This window comes from Glaciecola sp. 1036 (assembly GCF_050306235.1).
In the GTDB taxonomy this organism is placed as follows: domain Bacteria; phylum Pseudomonadota; class Gammaproteobacteria; order Enterobacterales; family Alteromonadaceae; genus Glaciecola.
Genome location: NZ_JBLWFH010000011.1, coordinates 18,976 through 43,038, shown reverse-complemented (window position 1 = coordinate 43,038; position 24,063 = coordinate 18,976). Strand labels below are relative to the sequence as shown.

Annotated in this window: 19 protein-coding genes; 11 read left to right on the top strand and 8 right to left on the bottom strand. The window is 39.0% G+C overall.

From position 1 onward, the window contains the following. Positions 1 to 61 precede the first annotated feature (61 nt). The 6 genes from ACNKW3_RS15140 to ACNKW3_RS15115 form a co-directional block, all read right to left on the bottom strand. On the bottom strand, positions 62 to 2,215 hold the full coding sequence (locus ACNKW3_RS15140; RefSeq protein WP_427400159.1) for a sensor domain-containing diguanylate cyclase: 2,154 nt from the start codon (positions 2,213 to 2,215) through the stop codon (positions 62 to 64). Positions 2,216 to 2,259: 44 nt separating this feature from the next. Further along, entirely contained in the window at positions 2,260 to 4,326 is a 2,067-nt protein-coding gene (locus ACNKW3_RS15135; protein ID WP_427400158.1) for a sensor domain-containing diguanylate cyclase, read from the bottom strand. A gap of 542 nt (positions 4,327 to 4,868) precedes the next feature. Continuing rightward, positions 4,869 to 6,257 (bottom strand): HipA domain-containing protein, encoded by a 1,389-nt coding sequence (locus ACNKW3_RS15130; RefSeq protein WP_427400157.1) that lies wholly within the window; start codon positions 6,255 to 6,257, stop codon positions 4,869 to 4,871. Continuing rightward, on the bottom strand, positions 6,241 to 6,507 hold the full coding sequence (locus ACNKW3_RS15125) for a helix-turn-helix domain-containing protein (RefSeq protein ID WP_427400156.1): 267 nt from the start codon (positions 6,505 to 6,507) through the stop codon (positions 6,241 to 6,243). The genes ACNKW3_RS15130 and ACNKW3_RS15125 overlap by 17 nt, the downstream gene beginning before the upstream one ends. Positions 6,508 to 6,682: 175 nt before the next feature. Next, complete coding sequence (locus ACNKW3_RS15120) at positions 6,683 to 7,138, bottom strand: hypothetical protein (RefSeq protein WP_427400155.1); 456 nt, start codon at positions 7,136 to 7,138, stop codon at positions 6,683 to 6,685. Then, positions 7,138 to 7,662 carry a pyocin activator PrtN family protein gene (locus tag ACNKW3_RS15115; protein WP_427400154.1) on the bottom strand — a complete coding sequence of 175 codons (525 nt, stop codon included), beginning with the start codon at positions 7,660 to 7,662 and terminating at the stop codon, positions 7,138 to 7,140. Before ACNKW3_RS15115 ends, ACNKW3_RS15120 begins: the two co-directional genes overlap by 1 nt. A 99-nt stretch (positions 7,663 to 7,761) precedes the next feature. Between ACNKW3_RS15115 and ACNKW3_RS15110 the strand changes: the two genes are divergently transcribed. After that, the gene (locus tag ACNKW3_RS15110; protein WP_427400153.1) at positions 7,762 to 8,304 is read left to right on the top strand and encodes a hypothetical protein; all 543 of its coding nucleotides are present in this window, start codon (positions 7,762 to 7,764) and stop codon (positions 8,302 to 8,304) included. 145 nt (positions 8,305 to 8,449) lie between these two features. Here the strand turns inward: ACNKW3_RS15110 and ACNKW3_RS15105 are convergent, their stop codons facing one another. Further along, positions 8,450 to 8,785, bottom strand: coding sequence for a hypothetical protein (locus ACNKW3_RS15105; RefSeq protein ID WP_427400152.1), 336 nt, complete (start codon positions 8,783 to 8,785; stop codon positions 8,450 to 8,452). Positions 8,786 to 8,899: 114 nt separating this feature from the next. Here ACNKW3_RS15105 and ACNKW3_RS15100 point away from each other — a divergent pair, with 114 nt between their 5' ends. From ACNKW3_RS15100 to ACNKW3_RS15055, 10 genes are all read left to right on the top strand, one after another. Beyond that, positions 8,900 to 9,175 carry a hypothetical protein gene (locus tag ACNKW3_RS15100; protein WP_427400151.1) on the top strand — a complete coding sequence of 92 codons (276 nt, stop codon included), beginning with the start codon at positions 8,900 to 8,902 and terminating at the stop codon, positions 9,173 to 9,175. Between the two features lie 51 nt (positions 9,176 to 9,226). Further along, positions 9,227 to 9,643: a hypothetical protein gene (locus ACNKW3_RS15095; RefSeq protein ID WP_427400150.1), complete on the top strand. Its 417-nt coding sequence runs from the start codon at positions 9,227 to 9,229 to the stop codon at positions 9,641 to 9,643. Between the two features lie 127 nt (positions 9,644 to 9,770). Then, a complete protein-coding gene (hsdR, locus tag ACNKW3_RS15090; RefSeq protein ID WP_427400149.1) occupies positions 9,771 to 13,220 on the top strand; it encodes a type I restriction-modification system endonuclease in 3,450 nt (1,149 codons plus the stop codon). 69 nt (positions 13,221 to 13,289) lie between these two features. Beyond that, on the top strand, positions 13,290 to 14,798 hold the full coding sequence (locus ACNKW3_RS15085; RefSeq protein ID WP_427400148.1) for an N-6 DNA methylase: 1,509 nt from the start codon (positions 13,290 to 13,292) through the stop codon (positions 14,796 to 14,798). After that, positions 14,795 to 16,063, top strand: coding sequence for a restriction endonuclease subunit S (locus ACNKW3_RS15080; RefSeq protein ID WP_427400147.1), 1,269 nt, complete (start codon positions 14,795 to 14,797; stop codon positions 16,061 to 16,063). Before ACNKW3_RS15085 ends, ACNKW3_RS15080 begins: the two co-directional genes overlap by 4 nt. 25 nt (positions 16,064 to 16,088) lie before the next feature. Beyond that, entirely contained in the window at positions 16,089 to 17,309 is a 1,221-nt protein-coding gene (locus tag ACNKW3_RS15075; RefSeq protein ID WP_427400146.1) for a hypothetical protein, read from the top strand. Beyond that, the gene (locus tag ACNKW3_RS15070) at positions 17,306 to 19,459 is read left to right on the top strand and encodes a hypothetical protein (protein WP_427400145.1); all 2,154 of its coding nucleotides are present in this window, start codon (positions 17,306 to 17,308) and stop codon (positions 19,457 to 19,459) included. Before ACNKW3_RS15075 ends, ACNKW3_RS15070 begins: the two co-directional genes overlap by 4 nt. 20 nt (positions 19,460 to 19,479) lie before the next feature. Continuing rightward, positions 19,480 to 21,120, top strand: coding sequence for an ATP-dependent nuclease (locus ACNKW3_RS15065; protein WP_427400144.1), 1,641 nt, complete (start codon positions 19,480 to 19,482; stop codon positions 21,118 to 21,120). After that, a complete protein-coding gene (locus ACNKW3_RS15060) occupies positions 21,113 to 22,264 on the top strand; it encodes a UvrD-helicase domain-containing protein (protein WP_427400143.1) in 1,152 nt (383 codons plus the stop codon). The genes ACNKW3_RS15065 and ACNKW3_RS15060 overlap by 8 nt, the downstream gene beginning before the upstream one ends. A gap of 358 nt (positions 22,265 to 22,622) precedes the next feature. Beyond that, positions 22,623 to 22,859, top strand: a complete 237-nt coding sequence (locus tag ACNKW3_RS15055) for a hypothetical protein (RefSeq protein WP_427400142.1) — start codon at positions 22,623 to 22,625, stop codon at positions 22,857 to 22,859. Positions 22,860 to 22,894: 35 nt separating this feature from the next. On the opposite strand, the gene ACNKW3_RS15050 is transcribed toward ACNKW3_RS15055, so the two are convergent. Beyond that, a complete protein-coding gene (locus ACNKW3_RS15050; protein WP_427400141.1) occupies positions 22,895 to 23,779 on the bottom strand; it encodes a hypothetical protein in 885 nt (294 codons plus the stop codon). Between the last annotated feature and the right edge of the window lie 284 nt (positions 23,780 to 24,063).

Genomic DNA, 24,063 nt, shown 5'->3' with positions numbered 1-24,063 from the left:
GTTGAATCAATTCAATTAATTGCGAGCATTGTAACAAATAAAGCAGGTCAGAGCAGTAAAATTACTTAGGGTTTTCCGGACTATATCCATAGGTCCGAATAGCAATGCGGTTTCTACCACCTCTTTTACACTTATAGAGCTCTTCGTCGGCAAGTTTCACTATGTCATACAGACTTAAATTCACGTTTCCTAAAACGCTACAAATCCCTATGCTTACTGTGAAACTAACATTGGTATTACTGTTAGGTACCTTTTGTTGCAGCCCCATAGTTTGTTGATGAATATTCTGAATGATTTGGTGATGAACATCTATATTTTTGCCACTCATCAGTATAATAAACTCTTCACCACCATAACGACCAATGATGTCGGTGTCACGTTTACAGTTTCGTTGTAATAAAGCAGAAAAAGCGCGAAGACACTTATCCCCAAATGGATGCCCGTAGTTATCATTGATTTGTTTGAAGTGGTCTATGTCTAGCAAAGCTAAACTAAAAGGTTGCTCAAGGCGATAGTTAGTTTTGATAGCGTTAACTGCAAGCTCATCAAAGCCTGTGCGATTGAGTAAATGAGTTAGTCCATCCTCTCGTGCTTGGGCTGCTAGTTGCAAGTTCAATTGTTCTAATTGCGTGGTTTTTTCCGTAACCTGCTGCTTCAACCGATTTTCAAAGTTTTGTACCAAAAACTTAGAATGTTTAAGTTTTAATTCAACATCATCGAACTCTTTGCTGATGCTGATAAGTGGTTTGTTTGTTTGCTTTGATTCACCATCTGAATTAAGCAAAGCGACAAGAGGCTCAGTAATTTTCGAAGATAAATTGTAGGCGAATATTAAAAATATACTCAACACTAAGATTAAACTTATACCTACCAAATAATAAACATGCTCTAAATGACTCATCATGGTGTTGGCATCAGATAGAACGTACACACGCCAACCATAACTATTATTTTCCCGCTCATACACATAGCTCATATTATTTACCATGGTACTTTGCAAATTTTTACTGGCTAAATTATAGGTGGTAACCGGAATAAAGTTACTGATAGGTGGTAGTTGAATATCCACCGTTGTAAACACCACAAAGCCATTTTTATCCGTTACTATTGCAGAAGAATCATCTAATAAGTTTTCAATTTTTGTTCTAAAGTCACTTATCGCGTTTAAGTTGATTGCGCCAAATACGATGCCCTTAAATGCTGAGTTATCAAAATAGGGAGCGGCAATTGACAACATTGGCCCTTGAATCAGCCCTCGGCTCATAATGGTATTGGAGATGAATATCCTTTCTGTTCTTTTGGCTTCTAAAAAATATTGTCTGTCGGCTACGGTTTTTTGCTCTTCTGATAAATTATCTAAGTCTTGTTTGAATTTTTCGGGGGCAAATAACAAAAACTGCCCATTTTCATCTGTGCTGGTAATGTTGTAAAAGGCTGGGTTACGCTTTTGTGCCACTATCATGGATTGATAGACTAAATAATCCGGTGTATTTAAACTGATTAAATCTGCCTGTTGTCGAATTATTAATTCATGTTCTTTCAAAAAACTTTGGGTTAATTGACTAATAAAGGAGGCTTTAGAAGACAGATCTTCACTGGTTAGTTTTTCGAATTCCTTAGCACTGTCCCCTGTGTATACAAAAGAAACCAGAAGTAGAGGGACCATAAGTGTAGATGCACAAAGGGCGAATATGTTAGAGGCAAGCCGGTTCTGTTTTCCAACAATATTTTGATTTTGCAGAGAATTGGGAATAATCACTAACAAGCTTGCTGCTATAGCGGCATTTAACACCGAATTTAAGGTGGTATGAATGGTCAAAAGAATGCTGATGTCTTTTAAACCCGTCTCTCCAAACTGTAACAAAATCCACAAAAACGGAGCGCCGAAAAATAACCAAAATATCGCAGAAGCTACGATAAGTAATAAACGCCGATGAATTAGATAAGCAATAGCAAAAAATTCAAGCGTTACCATTACCAGCTCTTGCCAAAGCTGGTTGGTTTGATGCATGGAAAGTAAGCAAGCTATAAAGACGAGACTAGCATATCGAAAAGGGATTAGTTGCAGAGACAAGATGACAAAAGTGCTACCAAAAAGAAGTTCAGTATCACCAAATAATTCAATTTCCAGAAATAAGTTGCTCGCTATAACAAGAAGCGATAGCAAAAGTGCTTTCTGGATATTCTCAAGGAATTGTTGTTTTTTTTGTCCCATCTTTACTTATATATCAGAATTCCATTTCTGACACTAGCGTTCATTTATCGAACAAGTACACTGGTTTTATCTCTACCTGTACGTTTACTCAAATAAAGTTGTTCATCGGCAAGCTTTATTAAAGTATCAAAATCCAGTGAAAAATCGTCAATTATGCTGCAAATGCCAGATGATACAGTGATCCTTACGCTGTCTGAATCATGGGTGAAATTTAGTTGCCGTATAGATTCAGAAATCAGCTTAACCCTAGTATGGTGTTCTTTAGGATCACTCCCTACGATCATTATAATAAACTCTTCTCCACCAAATCGTCCAATAATATCGGTATCGCGTTTGCAGTGTTTTTGTAATATTTTGGCAACCATAGTAATACACTTATCGCCAAATGGATGACCATAGGTGTCATTAATACGCTTAAAATGGTCAATATCAATTAATATCATCGACATAGGTATATGGTTTCGAATGCAGTTTCTAAACGAGGTGAGTGCAAAACGATTAAATCCAGCTCTATTTAATAACTGGGTTAAACCATCTTTTTGTGCCAACGAATAAAGTTCTCGGTTGAGCTGTTTAAGTTGTTTTGTTTTGCTTTCGACTTGCTCGGTCAACTGTTGTTGAAAGTCGCTCATTACTGCATGAGAAGAGATGAGTCGGTCAGTTAGTTTTACAATCTCGTCGCTGACTTTGGATTCTTCCACTATTTTAGGATGCAGGGCTTTATCAGGGAAGTGGGCTGCAATGTCTTCTAATGGCTTAGTAATTTTCCGGGCTAATTGGCTGGCCACTAAAGCAAAAGCTAGAATTACAAAGGTTGCAGAAAGAATAAGCATATAGAAGCTATTGACTATCGGGCCTGTCACTAATCCAGTATTCGCTAAAATATGCAATTGCCATCCTTGACTCGTCGTGTTTTTCAACAAAAGATACTCGGTATTGTCGAGTTTCACTACTGGCACACGGTCAACGAGTGGATGTTGCATAGATTCCATTTGCAGGGTTGAAAGTGTGATGTAGGGCGCAAGGAGTGAGGTCGCCAGAATTCTAGATTTTTCATCGGTGAGAACGTAATTCACATTGGTAGTTATTAGTTCGTCATTTAATCGGTCGATGGTCGACAAAGGAATAATACCTTGCACAGCACCTTCAAAACTTTCTGAATTGTTAAGCGTCTTTAAAATTGGATAAGAAAGGCTTATGACCTTAGGAGACTCAGCATAAGAGCCTAAAGCGTAGGCTTGAGAAACATAAAAATCTAAGCTTCTTTGGGTGGCTTTAAAAAATATCTCGCTGGCGACGTTGGACGACGCTTGCCAATACGCGGGATCTGCGGAATTAACGCTAGTGGTATTTACAATATTGCCTTGTTTATCAATGATATTAATTCTCGAGAAAGCAAGGTTATTATTAAAGGTGGATTCGAGCAGAACCTGTTCGTTAGTCGGTAGACTATCGGATTTTGCAAGCACTTCAGCGACAGTTTTTAAGCCCTGTTTATGTTGCATTAATACTGAGTCTACCTGAGAAATAATGCGGTCAGAGAATTTATCCATAGACTCGAACACGGCTTTCTGATTTTGCATCGCAGATTGATTCACAAAAAACAATGCGATGGCTAACGCAGGAAGAGTTACGGTCAGCATGCATAAAGAAAAAATCAATGAAGCAAGACGTGGTGGTTTTTTATTATAAGTCGCTTGGACAAAGCTTTGCGGTAAAAACCATAAGCATATTGCAGCTAAAGAAACACATATAAGTGCGTTAACCCCTCTCACTACCGCACTAATTATGAGTACATCAGAACTTGCTTGAGTGGTTAAAAAATTGAGCAATAAAAGTAAAGGTGTACCAATCAATAACCAAAACAACATGACTGATTGAAATAAGAATACGCCCCTTTTCAGAGCAGCGTGTACAAAAAGTATTTCAATGGCTAAGACAACAACTAGATAAGGATCGTTTGCCGTTACAGCAGTGACAACTGAAGCAATAGTAGTCGCGACAATGGCAGCATTAATTCCACGCGTAACTAAACAAAGCAGTACAAATATCTGCCCCAGATAGATTGTGAATTCACCGAATAATGGCACACCAAAGAAGGTATTAGCCATTCCAGCAAGGACACCAAAGTTCAATCCGAAGAGTACATTGGGTATTGCAAAGAATGACAGAGTGTCAGTGCGGTGTCTTCTACTTATCAGTAGCTCCCTGTCGTTCATCATCCCGGTTTATTTTCTTACTCTTTTTATTTTTATTTTCAAGTTGCGCTTTTTATAGTTAGTTTTATGCCAATCTTACAAGCTTAAGAGTTCGACCTTAGCTTTCCTATTCTGCTAAAGTATAAAAAAGTGTCTGCATTTGGCTACGTTTATCGCATAAACCCTCACAATATTACATTTATGGTTTATGTACCAACATTATTTGGTATCATATCAGGCGCAATCACCATTCAAGTTGTTTTATGACCGCGTTAATTTCACAATCCATTGATCATCGTTTTTCAGTCGCTCCAATGCTGGAAAGGATGCACTCTAAGCAAAAATGACGGTTAACACATTGATTTATTGAAGTTTAATTCTTAATTGCAAATTTCGCTGTCTACTTATTGTCACTCCACTTTAATGAAATAAACAGAAATAGCCAGAAATCCACACTAAATTAAGTCGCTCATTTCCGTAATTTGATCCACTTCTGCACTTAGTTCTTCCACTGATTCATCAATGATTTGAATACAGGTATCAACATGCTGTATTTCAGAATCAGTTAACTGCTGTTTAAGTGCATCAGCTTTTGCTAAATCAACAGATGCTTGCACTTGTTTGATCATTTGCTTCATCAACAATTGCAGACGAGGGAGTGATATACCAAATTCATGGGCGAAGTCTGCCAACATGTAAGCAGTAAACGGGTGATTAAAATTACCAGCACTGCCTGCACCATATTCACCTATCGACATTGCGAAATGGTTTGCCATTGGCGAATTAGAGTTTTCATCAGCTTGTCTTGCTTGGATCTCACGAATGATGGCTTCAATATTTACTAAATCGTAAAATGGCGTAAGACTTAAGCCCTGTTTACCCACAAAGAAGCTGATGTTCTTACCGTGAGCATCATAGTTACGCACTAAAATATTAAAGGTCATCCAGCGTATAAGTTGCGTTTGATACGCTTCGGCATTGGTTGTTTGTACATTAAATAGCTTCGGAAAAGATACACCATCACGAATATAAATACCGTCGCCTTCATCACCGTGTTGACGCTCGTATTTGTATGATGGGGGTAGGTTGGTTGCTTGGCAGCCATCGATAACATGGCGGCGCATAACACGCTGTTGCCCAGCTATTAACTTACGGTCAAAACGGTTAATGACAAACGCGCTGACTTCTCCATATTTCCGTACCGCCACCTCTGGTACATCGATACCCGAATGTTTTGCCAGTAACATGGTAAATAATTCATTCACGGCAATAAAAGGCGCTTTACCCGTTTCAAACTTAAAGATCTTATTGGAGCAAAGCTTACCTTCACCAAAGCCTAATTTGCCATCTATCTCTAATAAGTTAAGTTTATCTTGTACACCCGCTACTGATAGCCTTGTACGACCATCCCAATAGGTAATTGATTCTCCAGCATTCTTAAAACGAGCTAACTTTTCGATTAGTTCTTCATTAGTGACTTCTCGAAATGAAGTTTCGGTTTCTTCATTGCTCTGACTTGTAAATGATAACGCGCCTGACGTGTCAGCGCCGATGATCTTGATAAGCCCAAAGGTATTATTTTTGGAGATAGTGGTATTACTCGTGATCTCTTCTAACCCTTTACCTTCAGGTAATAAGTTTTGTAGGAAGTTCCGAACCGCCCTGTGATCAAACTCACCGTTCAAAGGCAGGTGGGGCGAGATAGCAAAACCCTCTTTGATCCAATCAGGCTCGTAAGCTAAGGTTAATTCGGTTTCAGAGCCTACAGGAATGGTTATTTCCGCAATTCTACGACCATGACCGATATAAACGTTCAGGGTATTTAGATCAGTACCAGTCATCACTTACCCCTGTTTCTTCTTTGGAAGTAGCATCATCGGACAGAAGGCTAAATGAAAGACCAAGGTATTCCATTACCTTGAGAAGGTTCGCTAACTTTACATTGGTATCGCCTTTTTCTATTTTCACCAGCGTAGGCTTTGAAATTGACAATGCTTCAGATACATCTGCGAGAGATAGCTTCATACCCGTTCGCTTTGCAGTGATCGCCTCAGCGAGCTGAATAGGGGTAAAGCGTTCTGATAAATTAGGCATCACTGTTGCCTTAACCGCTTTACCAGTTCTGTTTGTCTTGGCAAGATTACTCATATAAGTTAACTATTATTTACTTTTAAATATAAAGTAATGCCGATATGATTATAAGTCAAATATAATTAACTTATAGTTTCTAAAAGCCTTTTTCTCATTAAAAGTCAGTTATAGTTTACTTTTAATTATCGATAAAAGCATCTAGAGAAGATAGTTCATATTCAATAGCCCGTCTTACTTCGGCACTCTGATGACCAGTGTAGCCTGATGGATATTTTTGCATCCAATGTTGAGCTTCTTTTATAGTAAGAACCTGCATTGAATGCATGTCATCAGTCAAAATTGCATAGGCGATTTCTAACTCGGAAGGGGCATCATTTAACCGGAAATACTCTACATTATTTCCATATGGGTCAAATGATGCTTCGATAACTTGTCCATCAGTTTCGAGTATTTTCCAAACTTCATCACTGAAGTATTCCTTCTCTGGATCTTGTTCTAATGCTTCACTGATATTTATGCAGCGGTAGAAAGTTCCCTCATACACTGTGTGAGCAACATAGATAAGCTCATTTTCATCAAAAATACTAAATACGTCGGGTGTGCCTCTGTGAGGGATTTTAACAACTATAAACATTAGCTATTCCCTTTGCTGGCAACTTTAAACTCATCGATATGTTTTTGAATTTCTTTTCGCGCTCGCTCTCGTTGCCGTTCAACTAACTCGGTTAGATCATCAACATGAACTAACAGTTTACCTTTTTGCGAATCCGCCAGCCTAAAAGTCACAAGTGGTAATTCACCAGATTTTATTTTTCTGGTGGCGACATCATGTGAGCAGCCAAGGTGTTCTTGCCGGATATCATCAAAGTCGATGATTGCAGTGCCGTAAAACTCATAAAGTCCAATTCTAGTATTCAGCATAGTGTTACCTTCAGTTTTATATTTATTTAAATTTCGTTTTCTATCGATCAAATGGGCCAGCCCATAAAGGCTGAAGTTTTTAGCAGAGTCGTCCAAAGCCGCTGATAATTCGTAGCTACTTTTGATCAACTCCCCGAACTTCTTTTTGTTGGTAACATTAAAGAAATCTAATTGAGCCTGCTTGTATGTCACAGCCTCGGCACCATATTGGTTAAATAAGAGGGTTAATGTTTTCACTGTCAGCCTTTTCGTTACTTCTGAATTGGTGATGATGGCGAAATATTTTTAAATTTTATAAAACTGCTTAGAAAAAAGGGGCAGTATCGCGGTGTATTCATGACTAAGTTGTATTCAATAAATGATTACAATGGAACAATGGAGATCTTTGAGGGTAAGACCGAATGTGATGTTCATAAGTCCAAAACAAAAATTGGCAAAAAAGGTTGTTTCCACTGCCATATGGCACGTCAGACTTCAAAAGAAAAAGTGGCTTTAAAAAAAGAAAACACCAAACGTCGTGCTCAAGCTAAGGGGTGTGGTGAAGTCTCATTCATATCGGCTTATGAGTGCCCGAAATGCAAGATATGTAGAGAGGATCTTAGGCTTCAAGAGTTTGAAGATGATGAAATTGAGTACAACGAAGAAAACCGCAAGTATTTTAAAACCTGGATTCGATATACCATAAATGGTGCATGTGCAGGTTGTGATTCGTTAAAAAAGCAAGGCAGAGTATTAGACTTGCCCATATTTAGCCGTGAAACCATACTAAATTCAGGAATGTTTCTCGATAACGATTTGTCAGGCGGTAAGCCTGAGAGCATGACCGATGAAGAAGCTCAGAGGCATATTGATAAGCTGGTCAAGAAAAAGCCCACCTGACTTTGGCGGGCTGGTCTATCTGGTAGCTGCTACATAGGTTCGGATATAAATATTCATCGTTCCCGCGATAGCTACTATTAGATAGATTCACAACATGGAAACTTCTTGGCATAAAGAAAGCCAGCAACTGAATGCTGGCTTAGTTTTATAATGAATCAAAGAAATCTGTCATTGAGCTATTAAACAGATAGTAAAAATGACTCAACTGGTTTGATTGCAAAATGTATTGACGGATATCGCCTTTGAACTGTCGCAAAGCATGAAAACTTGAAGGAACAAAAACGTTGGTGATTGGTTGTAGTTCCTTTGGCAGTCTTCTCATTATGCTGTTACTAACAACGATAAACTCAAAAGAGCTGACGTAGTTTCGCACGTAACAAATATAATCCTCATCATTGTCTAATAGAACGAGGAAGTCTTCGTCATTTGCAATCGCAGGCTGGCTGCCAAATAGTTCAGTAACATTCGACTCAATATTCATAGTGTTCTCCATATTAGTTTTTATGAACTCAAAACTAATTAGCTACACACCAGGAAAATTTTCCTAAAGCACGCCTTTTTAAGTTTGAAACTAACTAAACAAGGAATAAAAAGTATGAAGGATATGCAATTAAGTGCGGCAGTTGTCGCCGGACTGTTTGAGGATCTGAGTCACAAATTCATGGATTATCACGATGAAATTTGCGAATTGAAATTGATCGATAAAGACCAGTACATAGATGTTCTTTTAGTGAAATACATAGGTGCAGGTGTTGCTGCTGATGATTTGCCTTTGGTCAGGGCAATACTCAATAGCCTTTTTGAATATGAGGGATCACAATGGATTGAAGAGCATAAACAATTAGATCTTAACTTCCCTGAGTTTCAATAATTTCCCCAGTTGGAGCCTTTTTATCTCCGAGTTCAAAAATCGGAGATAAAAATGAAGACACAACAATTACAAATCATTAGAAAATATAAAAGGCAGTCGAAATCCAAATGGCAAGAGCAGGATGACTCTACAATCTTGCTATTGGCAACGGTTGATAACGTTAAATCGTTGTCGCTCAAATATGACCGTTATATTTATCTTCACAGAGATGAAGTCGGAAAGTGGCTCGGTATCAGCTTAAGTAATCAGATCCAAGATGAACTGGGTGACGATATAGGAAAATATCGTGAAGGATTAGATATGCTTGAAGTATTGCTAAAATTCCACTGTGAGATTTTTAACTTTCTAGAACATTTTTCTGATGAAATTGAAAGCATAATGGGTATTGATGTCTTTGGGTGGCTAGAAGCAGCCGAACTCAGATGGCACTCAAAGCTTAAAGATGCTGGACGGATTAGCGACTCGTAGTGAGTCGCTTTTTTTGTATGATTTTTAGATACTTTTTTATAACTATCAGTTATTATCTTTTTGATAAATGGACTAAATTTATAGGTCGATTCACTAAGGGCAAAATAACAATAAAAGGGATTAAACAATGGAGAGTACAAGCAATTTCGATTTCCTGAAAAAGCACCATGACTGGCTGTTCAAGCTGGCCGAGTCCGCTGAGCGGAATTTCTCTCCTGATCCTAATACTTCCCTTATCAAAATGCGCCAACTGGGTGAAGCCATCGCCCAAGCAATAGCTGCCCGCATAGGTGTTGAAGCTGGTAGTAATGTCAAGCAAGTCGATCTACTTCGTGACTTAGATTACAACCTCCGGCTCGACGACAATGTTCGTGATGCATTTCATACTATTCGCAAACTTGGTAATACTGCCACTCACGAATTCGATAGCACCAGTCACCGTGATGCACTAAAAGCCATCATGGTCGGCCATGCTTTGGCAATGTGGTTCCACATCACTTTTGGCGGTTCCGCTGCCAAAGGCTTTAAAATCAAAAAGTTTGTAAAACCACAAGACCCATCTGAATATGTACGCCAGCTCGAAGAACAAGTAGAGCAACTTAAAACAGAATCCCAACGTAGCTCTGAACGTATTAAAACGGCTGAAGAACTCAGCCGCATCGAAGCTGAAAAAGCAAAAGCTGAGCATGATCGTGCTGAGAAAATGGCAGCCGACAAATCGCTTTGGGAACAACTGGCAATTGAAAGCGAAAAAGAAGCTGAGAAATACAAATCAGCTGCTGAAGCTGCTAACCAAGAATTTATTAAATCATTCCAAGCTAAACCAAAAGAAGAGCAAGCGGCTGAACTTAAGCGCATTGAAAAATCCCCTTTTGAAATGGATGAAGCAGAAACCCGTGTTGTTATCGATCAACAGTTGGTCGATGCTGGTTGGGAAGCGGACACTGAAAATTTACGCTATGCAAAAGGCACTCGTCCAGAACCAAACAAGAACAAAGCTATTGCTGAGTGGCCTACCCAATCAGGCCCTGCCGACTATGCGCTTTTCATAGGCATGACTTTAGTTGGTGTGATTGAGGCGAAAAAGACCGCTAAGAATGTTTATGGAGCAATAGACCAAGCCAAGCGATACGCCAGCGGTATAGAGCAATTATCAGAAGATATTGAAACCACTCGCTATTCAAATGGTGAAGGGGGGGAATTCAACGCACCACTTACCTTTGCCACCAATGGCCGTGCTTACTTGAAACAGCTAGAACAAGAAAGTGGCATTTGGTTTTTAGATGTACGTGACAACACCAACCGCCGCAAAGCGTTAAAAGGCTGGTATTCACCACAAGAAATCAAAACCTATTTGCGCCAAACCCCTCAACAAGCCAATGCCGAGCTTGACGATATGAGCTTTGATTACGAACTTAAACTTCGTGACTATCAGAAGAAAGCGATATTAAGTGTCGAACAAGCTATTAAGGATGGTAAAGACAAAGCTATGGTGGCTATGGCAACAGGTACTGGGAAAACCAAAACCTGTATTGCCTTGGTTTATCGTCTGTTAAAAGCAGAGCGTTTTCGCCGAATTCTATTTTTAGTTGATAGAAGCGCATTAGGTGTTCAAGCGACAGTAGATTTTGGTGAGGTTCGTATGGAAAACCTCAACACCTTTGCCGACACGTTTGAAGTTTTAGGCATCGAGCCAGAAAAAGCGCGCAAGCCTAATCCAGAAGACGATACCAAAGTTCACGTTGCTACCGTACAAGGTTTAGTAAAGCGCATTATGTACCCGTCAGATGATGGAGCTAAACCAGGTGTTGGGCAGTATGACTGTATCGTTGTTGACGAATGTCATAGGGGTTATTTACTTGATCGCGAACTGAGTGAAACCGAAGTGAAGTTCCGTGATCAAAAAGATTACATGTCTAAGTACCGTGCGGTTATAGAGTATTTTGATGCCTTTAAAGTCGGATTAACTGCAACTCCTGCACTTCATACCAAAGATATCTTCGGTGATCCTGTGTTTACCTACTCCTACACTGAGGCGGTTATCGATGGTCACCTTGTTGATCACTTACCACCAACACGCATTCATACCAAGCTTAATACCGAAGGTATCAAGTACGCAATCAATGAACCCGTGCAGGTATATGATCCACAAACTCAAGAATTGGAATTAATTAACACACCTGATGAGCTAAACTTTGAAGTTGCCCAGTTCAATCGTAAGGTTATTGCGCCTGAATTTACTAAAGAAGTTTGCAAGTGGTTGATTGAAAGCGATTCGCTTAACCCGTACTCACCAGAAAAATCACTGATATTCTGTGTAACAGACAAACATGCAGACGAAGTGGTTGAAGCCTTAAAAGATGCATGTGAAAACTACCACGGCGAAGTGGAAGATGATGCCATTCAAAAGATCACTGGTGCATCAGACAAGCCGCTGGAAAAAATCCGTCGATATAAAAATGATCGACTACCCAATATTGCCGTTACCGTAGATTTATTAACAACAGGGGTAGACGTTCCATCTATATGTAATCTTGTATTTTTACGTCGAGTAAACAGCCGTATTTTGTTTGAACAAATGCTTGGCCGTGCAACTCGCCGTTGTGATGAGATTGCCAAAGAGCGTTTCCGTATTTTCGATGCCGTCGATATCTACAAACAGTTAGAAAAGGTCAACAGCATGAAACCTGTTGTCACCAAGGTAGATATCACTTTCACGGAGTTAGAAACTGAAATCACAGGCAGTTCAGATCCTAAACTTCAACAACTAGCGAAAGACCAGTTCCTTGCCAAGTTACAAAGCAAAAAGAATTATCTATCACCGTCCCAAAACTCAGACTTTGAGCGCATTGTTGGCAAACCACCAAAAGAGTTTGCTCAAGAGCTGAAAAGCATGAAACTGACGGACGTTGCCGACTGGTTTGTGAATCACCCAGGTTTAGGTGAATTACTCGATATGAAAGTCTCTGGTAAAGGAGGCGGTGGCAGTACCGTTGTGATCTCCACCCATGAAGATGAAGTAACAGGTACTTCAACGGGCTACGGTAGCGGTCAAAAGCCTGAGGATTATTTAACGGCCTTTTCCAGCTTTGTGAATGCTAATAGCAACCGAATGGTCGCAATACAAACCGTCATTCAGCGCCCATGGGAACTCACACGCGATAGCCTCAAAGAGCTTGCCTTAGAACTAGAGAAAAATGAATTCCGTGAGCAAGATTTAAAAGAAGCGTGGAAAGAAGTTAAAAACGAAGATATCGCCGCTAGAATTATTGGTCATATACGTCAAGCTGCTATTGGTGAAGCATTGGAGCCTTATGAGCAAAGAGTCGATAGAGCACTCGATAAAATACTCTCCAGCCAACCATGGAAAACACCACAGCGAGAATGGCTTGAAACCATCGCAGGGCAAATTAAAGCCAATATAGTTGTGGATGAAAGTAACCTTAACGAAGGTATTTTCAAAAACATGGGCGGTATTAAGCGTGCGACCAAGTTATTTGACCAACCCGTAACTGACATACTCAACCAGTTTAATCGGGCTATTTGGTCAGACAGTGAACAACAGCAATCGGCATAATCTTATATACTATGCCGATTAAAAATGCAGGAATTTTACCTGTGACAAAGAACTTATAAGTAGATATCAATGAGCACACAAGACTTAATCAACAAACTCTGGAACCTATGTAATCTGTTACGTGATGACGGTGTAACCTATCACGAATACCTCAACGAGCTGACTTACCTTATCTTTTTAAAAATGGTGGAAGAAACAGGCCAAGATGAACTGATCCCAGAAGGTTTCCGTTGGACAGATATTGAAAACTTTAACGCTGCAACCCGATTAGAAGAATACAAAAAGTTACTGATCCATTTAGGATCTCACGGCTCTTTGATCACCAAAGCCATTTTCGCCGATGCATCTACCTGTATTCGTAAACCTGCCACTCTGAACAAGTTGGTAACTGAAATCGACAATCTTGATTGGTATTCAGCCAAACATGAAGGTTTAGGTGACATGTACGAAGGCTTGCTGGAAATTAACGCCAGCGAGAAGAAGTCCGGTGCAGGCCAATATTTTACGCCGCGTGTACTGATTGAAGTCATGGTGGAGCTTATGAAGCCAAGCCTTGATGATGTCATAGTAGACCCAACGGCTGGGACAGGCGGGTTCTTGATTGCTGCTCATCATGAAATCGAAAAGAATAATGACATCAAAATGCTCGACGAGGCGGCTTACAACAAATACCAACATGGTACGTTCTTCGGCATGGAGCTAGTACCAGACACACGCCGCCTAGCCATGATGAATTTGATGTTGCACGACTTAGCCGTAGACGACACCAATGCAGGGGTGTTATTTGGTGATACCTTATCAAACGAAGGTAAAGCCCTACCCAAAGCCAGCTTGATACTAGCCAACCCGCCTTTTGGAACCAAGCAAGGTGGTGGCGTACCTACAAGGGATGACCTTGTTCATTACACCTCTAACAAGCAGTTAGCGTTTTTACATACTATGTACCACAGCATGTTAAAGCCAGGTGGTCGTGCCGCTGTTGTATTGCCAGACAACGTATTATTCGAAGGCTCCACAGGTCGTAAAATTCGCAATGACTTGATGGAAAAGTGCAACCTGCACACTATTTTAAGGTTACCAACAGGTATCTTCTACGCCGCAGGTGTGAAAACCAACGTATTGTTTTTTGAAAAACCTACCGACATTACCAAAGACAAAGGCAACACCAAGAAGGTGTGGGTATATGACCTTCGTGCCAATATGCCACAATTTGGTAAACGCACTGTGTTAACTAAGGCCCACTTTGATGAATTCTATCAAGCGGTTGGTAGCGACTTAACGCAAGTGGATGAAACCAAACGCCAAGCATTTATTGATAATCACAAAGACGGCAGTGAAATTGGTGATGTCGATACTTGTAGATTAAGAGCTTTCACCCGTGAAGAAATTACCGCAAAAGACGATTCACTCGATCTTGCTTGGATTCGTGATGACAGCATTGAAGATGCTGCCAACTTACCAGAGCCGGATGTATTGATTAATGAAGCGATAGAAGAGTTATCTGGTGCGATTACTGATTTACAGTCTATTTTAGTAGAGCTAGATGCTGCGGAAGAAACGGATGAGGTTATTGCATGAGCCAGTTGCCTCAAGGTTGGGAGTTAAAGACTTTTGGTGATGTTCTCTCGTTAGTGACCAATGGAGTGAACGGAAAGCAAAATAAAGAAGGTGTTGGCGTTCCCGTTTCGCGAATCGAAACTATTGCTGATCAGAAAATAGACTTAAATCGCATTGGTTATTTAGAAAGTTACGATGAGGAGAAAATAGAAAAATATCGACTACAAGAAAACGATATTTTATTTAGTCATATCAATAGTGCATTACATCTGGGCAAAACAGCGATAGTTCCTAGTAACGTTAATTTATATCATGGCGTAAATTTATTACGTTTAGCTGTAAATGAACTTGCTGAGCCTCGATATTTTAATTATTACTGCAAATACTTCCGATTATTAGGCGAGTTTTCCGCTCATGCACAACACGCAGTTAATCAGTCATCGTTAAATCAGAAGAAATTAAAAGCGTTCAACATTCCACTTGCACCAATTCAACAACAAAAGAGCATTACCGATAAACTGGATTCAGTCTTAGCCAAAGTCGAAGCGGCACAAGCACGCCTCGACAAAATCCCAACCACCCTAAAACGCTTCCGCCAATCCGTGCTCGCCGCCGCCACCTCCGGCGAACTAACCAAAGACTGGCGAGAAGAAAACAATGTAGTTTGGGAGCCTTCTCAATCACTGTTAGGTGATATTACTGAGGTTACAGGAGGTTTAACTAAAAATTCGAAGAGAGGAACATTTCCTTTACTAAAACCCTACTTAAGAGTCGCAAACGTTTACGAAAATCGAATAGTTTTAGATGAAGTGAAAGAGATAGGCGTAAAAGAAAAAGAGTTAAGCAGAGTAACCGTTAATCATAATGATCTTTTAGTTGTTGAAGGCAATGGCAGTATTGATCAAATAGGTCGAGTAGCGATATGGAAATCCCAGTTAGAAGAGTGCGTTCATCAGAATCACTTAATAAAGGTGAGAAGTAACCCTGAAGTTATAAATCCTGATTTTTTACTTTATTTTTTAATGTCGCCAATTGGAAAGCAAATGATTAGGGAAAAGGCTACTTCAGGGGCTGGCCTCTATACCTTAAGTATTTCAAAAGTTTCGTCAATTGAAGTTCATTTTCCTAACGTAGCAGAACAACTCAAAATTGTAGCTGTAATTGAAGAGCTATTTGAACATGCGAATACTGTCGAAAAACAATATAACGCCGCCAAAGCTCGTTTAGACAAACTCACTCAGTCAATACTAGCTAAAGCCTTTCGCGGCGAGTTGATAACCTCATAACGGAATTACTTAATAGGGACTAATAATGAAATCTTTACCCGCTACTTTGGAGATAGATAAAATAGAGAAGTTCTTTTCTCAGTTATCTGATTCACCAGAAGACCAAATTTTACAAATTCCAGTAGGTAACAGCAAATTTGCTTTTGGTGGCTACGCAGCAGCAATACAAGCTGTGAACACCTGGGCGAATTTAAGTAAAGATCGAAAAGTCGAAATTAAGCCAAGCCAAAAAACGAAAGATGAAGCGGTTGTCGATATTATCGCACAACCCCATAAGTTCACTGCGATGATGATGGCAAAAAAAATAGATTTGCCCTCTGAAGAAACACCAAATGTGCGACCAGACGTAAACCGTCAAGCAAAATGTGCCATAGAAAAGCAATCAGAAAATAATTTTGGGCAAAATAGAGGCCGTCTTTGCTGGTATTCATTTGTTGACCATAGTACCAAAGGGTTTGCACCTCAGTTTTATTCTACAGTACCTGGTTACCACCCATCCCCAAAAAGTGTTGATAAGATTACTAGTCTTGTAAGGTCTATGGTTGAACGTTCTGCCAGCGTTGCAGGAGGCGCGACCTTGCCTGATGACTCTAAGGTTAACAATTTGGGCAGAATGTTCTACGAGCTTTTTGTAAATACTCATGAGCACGGCACCAAAAGCGAAAACCGCTCTGTTTGGCTAAAACCTGCGACTAGGGTGATATATAGCTATGGAATTAATTTAGTTGAAGAAGCTATTTCTAAATCAATCAGTAATGATGAGGTGTTGAGTCAGTATATTGATAACTTAAATCAGACTAAAAACTCAACTCGAAGGTTTGTAGAAATTAGCATTGTTGATTCAGGTCTAGGCTTTTGTGGTCGATGGCTAGCTGATCATAATGGCACAGGAAGTATTAAAGAAATGGATGTTAGTAAGCAATATGCAATATTGAAGCAGTGTTTTAAATTCAGAAGTTCTTCAACCCCGGATGAGATAAAAGGAAATGGCCTACCTGCGGTAATGGCAAACCTAACTGCATTGAATGGATTTATGAAAGTCAGGTCAAATAACCTATCTGTATATCGCGACTTTGTAAGAAATCCATTTCTTTCCAACCAAAATGACGATTACGACTTTTTCGACTGGCATTCAAAGCAGTGCTGCTCAGAAAAAGTTACAGCGCAAGCTGACACTAGAGGCGTTGCCGTCACAGTTTTAATTCCACTGTTTGACAAGGGTGTTGAGCAGGAGGTGACGCTATGAGTGATTACTTTGCTTTTAGATTTCAAGAGCCGGAGCAACATCGGAAGTCTCTAGTCATTTTCTGCCAAGCAGGTTATGAAGTTTCATCGTTAACAAAAACCATCAAAGAAGATATCAATGAAAATTTAGTCCCATACAGACTAATAATTATGGGTCACAATTTCTCTAAACAAGATATGCAAGAGCTAAAAGGAGAAAACTTCTTTGTCGATGAGATCAACTCGTGGACTGCCAGTGTTGAAGAAAAAGTTACTTTCTTAACCGTTTCAAATGATGGTGTAATAACCGATTTAGGAACTGATAAAGAAATCTGTTATACATCAGCTCTTCTATCTGAAGGTGCAAATTACATTTTCACTAGGCGAAAAGGGGTTATCACTTCCCTTCCTAGCTATCACTTTTTGAAGCCATCAGGTGATCATTGTGACAAATTTATTAGAGCATCGAATCTATTTACATCAGGCACTGAAGTTGCCTTCTTAGCTATTGGCTTATTACCGTATCTAAAGGCTAATTTAAGACGTATTTATGTCGATACATCTTCGATTTCGTTTTTGATAAGTGTTGCAGTACAGCTTTCTAATAAGTTTTTAGACAGACAGCCCCTTATTGAAAGCTTTGAGTCCTATAACATATTTAACAAATCTTATGATTTTCATGAGGATGAAAATAGTCTAGTTGTTATTTCTGCTACGACTAGCGGCGGATTAGCAAAAGATATATCTAACAGGTATAGGTTTGTTCCTGCAAATATACTTACCTTGTTTTACTCAAAAATACTGTCAGGGCAACAAGCTGTTTTTGATATTTCTTCGGCTGTGGGTGAAATTAATTCAGTTAAAGCTGAAGACTGTGAAATGTGTGCGGATGGCTCTAAGCTTATAAAAATTGAAGGCGAGCAGTTTATACCTGAAACACCAAAGCATGAGTTGTTAGTCATCAAAAAAGTCGATTTTAGCCAGATTCGGCAAAAGTTTTTCCAAGAGTTTGCCACAAAGAGCTTACTTCAATTTAATATCTCGCCAAGTGAAAACTGGGAACCAGAACACTTTTACATAGAAGTTGAACCTATTTTAAAACTGGCTGGAGAACCATTTCAGACGAAATTAGTTAAAAAGGTCAATAAACATTTCGCAAGAGATGTAGAAACTGTGATTTATTTGGATGATCAAAGCTCTAAAACCCTTGCAAACAACATTCTTAAAATTGCAGGAAATCCTTCTGTTAAATCTGTGTGTTACAACGACATCAGCGAAGATGATTTAAAAAACAGTAGTTCAGTTATTGTCGTTGCTAGTGCTATCACCTCTGGTAGAAAGTTACTGGCTACGGCTAGAAAATTAAGAGGCATAGATAAGTCTGCAACCATTACGTATTTTGTTGGCTTTTCAAAATTGCCGTCTCCAGATAACTATGAGCAGCTTCGCAAAGATCTATGTTTAGGTGGTCATGAGCTAATTTCTATAGAATCCTGTTATTTACCGAGGTTTAGAGAGAACTCACTCACTCCTTGGGATATGGAAATTAATATTTTATCTCCTTATGGAGATGTTGGTGATCCGCTCGGTGAACAACTCGACGAATTACCACAAATATTTAACGAAAGATTAAATGAGTTAGAAAACTATACTAGCAACTGTGATTTGTTTCTTCCTTCTCCGTCCGGTGAGTCGTTGAAGTTGAGGAATACTTTTGCTTTTTGGGCTGGCTTAGGTCTTAAAACAGAGGAAGCTTCACAAGCTGATGTATATTGGACAATTCAATCAATTCTTCATGACCTCAGAGCAAAGAACGATCAAGGGTTAGCAACCACTTATCACTCGACGTTGTTAAGTCCTGTGTGTTTTGACAGGTTCAATGATGGCGTTATTCAAGCTTGTTTACTAAGGGCAGCAAAGGCAACTGAATTAAACTATGCCGTTGATGAAGAGTTTAGTAGACAGATCACGGACATAATTATTTCTATCGTTGATAACTCAGATAATTTGCAAGGTGAGGGAGCATTAGAGTTTTTGATGGCACTCTGGGTTGGTAGACTTAAAGTTCAAGATAAGCACCTGCTTGAAATTGTTGAAAGACGGCGGCAAGTCAACTCTGAAAGTGTCAGGTTTTTATTAAGCCAAATAAAACCTAGCAAAGAGTTTTCTTAGAAATTAAACAAGGATGTGGCATGAAAATTTCGTTATTAACGGTTAAGAACTTTAAAAAGTTTAGGAATAGAGAATTTCCGTTCAATGAACGAGTTAATATTATCGTGGGTGACAATGATACTGGCAAATCAACTCTGTTAGAGTGTATTGAACTGGTAATTAATGGTTACTACAGAGGTAAACCTATTTCAGCCCAATTGTCACCTGAGCTTTTTAATGCTGAAGCTACATCTGACTATCTCGATAGTGATAAGAAAGCAGAAAACCTTCCTGAAATTGTAGTTGAAGCTTTTATCGATGATTGCCCTAAATACAAGGGTACAAACAATTCAAAATCAATTAATAGCGGTGGAGCTTGTATCAGAATCTGTTTTGATGAAGATTTAGCCAACACATATGACGAGTTAATTGGCAGTGGTGCAGATATTCAATCGATACCAACTGAGTTTTACAAAGTTGAGTGGTTTGATTTTGCTTGGAACAGCATTAAATTTCTAAATCGAGAAGCTAAGTCTTTGCTGATAGATCCCACAAGACTACATCCTACCTACGGTAAGAACCAGTACATTACAAATATAATTGACTCGACGCTTACAAAACGGGAGCAAGCGTTACTTTCATTAGGTTATCGAGAACTAAAGTCTGCATTTAATGAACAAGAGCAAGTTAAGGAATTAAACGACAAGCTCGACGCTGATAATTCAGTAACTCAAGGAAAGCTAGATGTTGTTGCAGACATGGCTCAAAGTAAGTCTATCGAATCAGGTCTTCAATTGGCTGTAGATGATGTTGCTTTTCCAATGATTGGAAAAGGTGAGCAGAATCAGATACAAATAAAGTTAGCTCTTGCTAACAAGTCAAAAAATATTGATTTTGTTATGGTGGAAGAGCCAGAAAATCATTTATCACATATAAACTTGTGCAAGCTAATAAACTCAATATCTCAGCAAATCAATACTCAGCTGTTTTTAACGACACATAGCTCTTATGTTTTGAATAAGTTGAACCTTGAAAACCTGTGTTTACTTGGTAAAAACTACACACAACTAAAAAGTATTGATCCGAAGGTTTCCAAGAGACTGCAACGATTGCCAGGGTATGACACTTTGCGAGTGGTTTTATCGTCAAAGATAGTTTTGGTTGAAGGGCCTTCAGATGAGCTGATTTTAAAGAAGATCTATTTTCAGCAGAACCAAATATTGCCTGAAGAAGATGGTATAGACATTATTGTTGTACGTGGTATTGGTTTCAAAAACTATATAGAAATAGGCAAACACATAGGTACAAAAATTCACGTTGTTAAAGATAATGATGGGGATTACGATGCAAATATAACAGCTTGGAGCAAAGGTCTAAGTTGTTCAGTATTTTCTTCTAGTGATAATGATTTGAATTCACTAGAACCAGCAATGATAGCCATAAACGCCAGTACGGAAGACGATTTAGATAAGTTTGCGAAGGTGGCGCTTTCGACTACAACCTACAATAAATACATAAAGAAAAAACGAATAGAAAATAAGGTAGAGTTTTTCAGAAGTTGGTATGCCGCCGACGGTAAGAATCATGGTTCACGTAAAGTTGACAGTGCTGTGCGCATATTTGATTCAGATGAGTCGATTAAATACCCAGACTATTTAGTGAAGGCGTTAAAGTTTGACTAATAAACTTTTAATTGCCAGTGCAGGCGCAGGTAAAACACATAGACTCGCTAAATCGGCTTGCGTCGCTGCAAGTGACAATAAACGAATACTAATACTTACGTACACGCGAAGTAATCAGCAAGAGATAAAAGATAGATGCGTAACTTTAGGTGGAGCTAAACAAGGTAAGATCGATGTCAAAGGCTGGTACACTTTTTTACTCGAAGATATAGTGCGGCCTTATCAGTCGATATTTTTTAAAAATAGAATTAAATCGATTAACTTTAATCAAAGTAACCCACATAAAAAGGGTAACACGACTATTGCGGGAACGGCAGAAGATTTTGATGCTAAAGCTTGTAGTGTAAACCTTAAACACTTTTTAACAAGCAACAATTCTATGGTACATACCGAGTTTTTATCTAAGCTGGCTGTAAGAATTTTAAAGGTAACTAATAGTCTTGCTGTTGAAAGACTTTGTGAACTTTATGATCACATTTTTATTGATGAAGTACAGGACTTAGCTGGGTGGGATTACGACCTACTCAAACCTATATTTCTGTCAATGATGCCAATCACTTGCGTGGGTGATTTTCGACAGACCATTTATGACACAACGTCTAACCCGAAAAAGCCGAGTTCTAGTATTGATAAACTGGCTTTTTACAATAATTTAAAATTCGATAGAGAAGAGCTAGCTTCAAGCAGACGATGTATTCAATCTATATGTAATTATGCAGACTCTATCCATCAAGGGTTTGGTTATTTGCCTACTGTTTCTGAAGTTGAAGATGTTCCTGACGAATTTAGTGATCACCAAGGACTCTTTGCTGTTAAAAAGTCTGATATTAATGAGTATATAAAACGATTTGAGCCAGTTGTTCTAAGAGATAGCGTAAGGTCAGCAAACTACCTTCAAAAAAATGATTGTGACAAAGTTAACTTCGGTGAGTCAAAAGGTAGGACTTATGATCGAACATTAATTGTTCCTACAGCGAACATATTAGGTTTTATCAACGGAGATAAAGACGCTTTCTCATCGTCGAAAACAGATAAAGCTATCAATAGGTTCTACGTTGCTGTTACTCGCGCCAAATATAGTGTTGCCTTTGTGATTGATGATAGTGATGTTTGTAAAACTAAATTGGCTATTTGGGCACCATAATTTTGAATGCTGAATATATTTCGCCTCTTAAACCCTTACATAGTATCGAGAGCAAATATGAATTGTAGAGGATGCTCAATCACCACTTAGAAAATGCCGTCAACCACAGCTCCCAGGCCGTGGAACGTGACTGGAAGCCCCTAAGGAAATCCAACTGATGTAATGTTGTATCGTCAGAAAGAGCTAGCACTGGGAATGCTAGTTGAGTTACTAGCACGAATGCGCTGTCGGTAACTCTGGTGAATGGCAGAGCAATAAAACAAGAAGCAGATCTAGGTCTGCTTTTTTCATGCCTGAAATTCTCCTATTCGGTTCCTTTTTATCTGGTGCAGGACATTTGATAAAGAGGAGATACTGCATGACGAGAAGACAAGAACTCATACTTTTTGCGTTGGACAAGTTGTTTCAAATTTCGATGCGGATGGGTGACTTAATTGTATTAGTTTGGATACTTCAGGCTATAGTTGGCTTTGAATGGCATCCAACCTATTGGTTTGCTGATGAAAATACGTGGTATGGGGCGTTCGGATTTTGGATGCTGGCGTGGTTAATCTACATTTTCGAAAAGCACTACAAAAGAAAATACAAAGAGTGATTAATATTGAGCACCGACATCGGTGCTCTTTTTTTTCATTTGTAGAAAATCCGGTTGATGTCTTCGATGAACTTGGTTCTAAATATTATGTTCTCTTTCAAATACTCGGCTTCAGCTACGGTTAACATTGGCTGTTTAGTCTTTTTATTAATACGATTAGGCATTTCTTCTAGTAGTTGCTCATAAAAACGTTTGGTATCTGTATGGATTTTATTTGAAGCAACTACCAAGAATACTTGGTCGTAAAGATTAGTGCTGAACATGGCACTTTTAAATTTTAAAATACTTGCCTCATGCTGTTGCTTGCGTTTGTATGAATGTTCTATTTCGACAGCTGCTACTTTGTCATTGTTGAGTAGTACAACGGCATCAACATTCTTCACCTCGTTGCTTGGGTATAGTCTTTTAAACTCTGTTTCAGTAACCACTGCTTTCCAAAGTGGTTTATGATTACTGTTGGCATCACAATTTTGAATACCAGCTGCAATGATGTAGCTAAGTATTGCGTCATGCATAATACTGTTTTGATTTACTTGGTGGATTGGTTCTGAAGATGATCGAAATGGAAAATCTACTCGCATTATCTCTTTTGCGTAATTCGCTCCAGCGTATGTAAGAACATAAATACGCCCATCATTAATACGTGAGGTACTTGCTGATAAAAGCAAACCATCACTTACCATTTTGTTTAAAAACGCGAGTGTTTTATGGCGCGGTGTTTCCCACACTTCTGCACAAACTAACGGTGATACAAATCCAATTCTAGCAGCAAACAATAGCGCAAATTCCAATTTCTGTTTTCCACGTAATCTAAAGTTGTTACTTTTTTGATAGAACATTTCAATATCAAAATATCGACCATAAGCTTCAAGGTTGGTAATACTGTTTTCATTACCATTTGTAATATCTGTTGCTGACATACTCTCTCCTAATGTTTTTGAATGTCAGCTTGAAAAAGGTTCGCCCATGACGAAATTTGTAAGATTTTAAACTCTGGTGATTGGTTGTCAGTTGGGGTGAGTGTTTACGCTGAATAACCCAACTGAAAGCCTATCTAGTTAACCGAATCAACAGAGTTCTACTTAAATCCTCAAAAACTGCGTTTTCAAGGATTAACGCTTATAAACCACGACAGCTCTGTCTGTTGACGTTCGTCAACGAGCTGACTCAACGAGGACTTCGCCTCTAGGTTTAACCGCTTGGC

Bases quoted from the DNA above. Each gene is read 5' to 3' on its own strand.
- ACNKW3_RS15140 (WP_427400159.1), bottom strand. From the start codon at position 2,215: ATGGGACAAAAAAAACAACAATTCCTTGAGAATATCCAGAAAGCACTT.
- ACNKW3_RS15135 (WP_427400158.1), bottom strand. From the start codon at position 4,326: ATGGCTAATACCTTCTTTGGTGTGCCATTATTCGGTGAATTCACAATC.
- ACNKW3_RS15125 (WP_427400156.1), bottom strand. From the start codon at position 6,507: ATGCCTAATTTATCAGAACGCTTTACCCCTATTCAGCTCGCTGAGGCG.
- ACNKW3_RS15120 (WP_427400155.1), bottom strand. From the start codon at position 7,138: ATGTTTATAGTTGTTAAAATCCCTCACAGAGGCACACCCGACGTATTT.
- ACNKW3_RS15110 (WP_427400153.1), top strand. From the start codon at position 7,762: ATGACTAAGTTGTATTCAATAAATGATTACAATGGAACAATGGAGATC.
- ACNKW3_RS15105 (WP_427400152.1), bottom strand. From the start codon at position 8,785: ATGAATATTGAGTCGAATGTTACTGAACTATTTGGCAGCCAGCCTGCG.
- ACNKW3_RS15100 (WP_427400151.1), top strand. From the start codon at position 8,900: ATGAAGGATATGCAATTAAGTGCGGCAGTTGTCGCCGGACTGTTTGAG.
- ACNKW3_RS15095 (WP_427400150.1), top strand. From the start codon at position 9,227: ATGAAGACACAACAATTACAAATCATTAGAAAATATAAAAGGCAGTCG.
- hsdR (WP_427400149.1), top strand. From the start codon at position 9,771: ATGGAGAGTACAAGCAATTTCGATTTCCTGAAAAAGCACCATGACTGG.
- ACNKW3_RS15085 (WP_427400148.1), top strand. From the start codon at position 13,290: ATGAGCACACAAGACTTAATCAACAAACTCTGGAACCTATGTAATCTG.
- ACNKW3_RS15080 (WP_427400147.1), top strand. From the start codon at position 14,795: ATGAGCCAGTTGCCTCAAGGTTGGGAGTTAAAGACTTTTGGTGATGTT.
- ACNKW3_RS15075 (WP_427400146.1), top strand. From the start codon at position 16,089: ATGAAATCTTTACCCGCTACTTTGGAGATAGATAAAATAGAGAAGTTC.
- ACNKW3_RS15070 (WP_427400145.1), top strand. From the start codon at position 17,306: ATGAGTGATTACTTTGCTTTTAGATTTCAAGAGCCGGAGCAACATCGG.
- ACNKW3_RS15065 (WP_427400144.1), top strand. From the start codon at position 19,480: ATGAAAATTTCGTTATTAACGGTTAAGAACTTTAAAAAGTTTAGGAAT.
- ACNKW3_RS15055 (WP_427400142.1), top strand. From the start codon at position 22,623: ATGACGAGAAGACAAGAACTCATACTTTTTGCGTTGGACAAGTTGTTT.
- ACNKW3_RS15050 (WP_427400141.1), bottom strand. From the start codon at position 23,779: ATGTCAGCAACAGATATTACAAATGGTAATGAAAACAGTATTACCAAC.